The 922-nt window shown below is 67.0% G+C and carries 1 protein-coding gene; it reads left to right on the top strand.

Going from position 1 to position 922, the window contains the following annotated elements; genetic code table 11:
- The first annotated feature begins 126 nt into the window (after window positions 1–126).
- The gene (locus Aau02nite_RS45820) at window positions 127–909 is read left to right on the top strand and encodes a transposase family protein (protein WP_212994993.1); all 783 of its coding nucleotides are present in this window, start codon (window positions 127–129) and stop codon (window positions 907–909) included.
- Window positions 910–922 lie beyond the last annotated feature (13 nt).

A 922-nucleotide genomic window follows, 5' to 3' on the forward strand; every position in this document is an offset into this window, starting at 1 on the left:
TGAGCCTTTTTCAACCTGATCTTGCAGGTCAGCCAGGGTCGGCAGGGGGCGTTGATCGGTGAGGGCGAGGCTCCAGGTAGGACAGCAAATCGACCAAAACCCGATGCCCCGACCGGGAGCCTCGCCATGCTGTCCTACCCTGCCACGATCACCTTGTCCAGCCGGACCCTGAACCACCTCGCCAACCGCATCCGCGGCCACCGCCAGCAGCGCGGATCTCGATGGAGGCGGCTGAACCCCGGCCGGCAGGCCCTGCTTGCCCTGGCTCATTTGCGCAACGGCGACACCTACACCCGCCTCGCCGCCGGCTTCCAGATCGGCATCGCCACCGCCTGGCGCTACGTCCAAGAAGCGATCGCCCTGCTCAGCACGGCCGCCGACGACCTTGAGACCGCCATGCAACGCATCCGACGGTTGGCGTACGCGATTGTGGACGGCACGCTGATCCCGATCGACCGCGTCGCCGACCAGAGGCCGTACTACTCCGGAAAGCACAAGCGCCACGGCGTGAACGTCCAAGTCCTTGCCGACCCGGCCGGGCGTCTCGTCTGGGCTTCGGCCGCGCTGCCCGGCTCGACCCACGACCTGACCGCCGCCCGTATCCACGGGATCATCGATGCGCTGGCCAGCGCAGACGTGATGACATTCGCCGATAAGGGTTACCAGGGGGCCCGCGGCAGTGTGCGTACACCGTTCAAGCGGCGCCGCTTCCGGCCGAAGCTGTCACGCCGACAGAAGACGGTCAACCGCGCGCACGCGACGATCCGCGCCCGCGGCGAACGAGCCATCGCCACGCTCAAGACCTGGAAGATTCTGATCAAGCTGCGCTGCTGCCCGCGCCGCGCGACCGCGATCGTGCAGGCCATCCTCGTTCTGCACCACGTCGAAGCGGACCGCTACGCAGGATGAAAAGGGCTCAATG

The organism is Actinoplanes auranticolor, assembly GCF_018332655.1.
GTDB classification, from domain to species: Bacteria; Actinomycetota; Actinomycetes; order Mycobacteriales; family Micromonosporaceae; genus Actinoplanes; species Actinoplanes auranticolor.

What these genes read in the sequence shown, in the direction of transcription:
- Aau02nite_RS45820 (WP_212994993.1), top strand. Translation starts at nt 127, where the DNA reads ATGCTGTCCTACCCTGCCACGATCACCTTGTCCAGCCGGACCCTGAAC.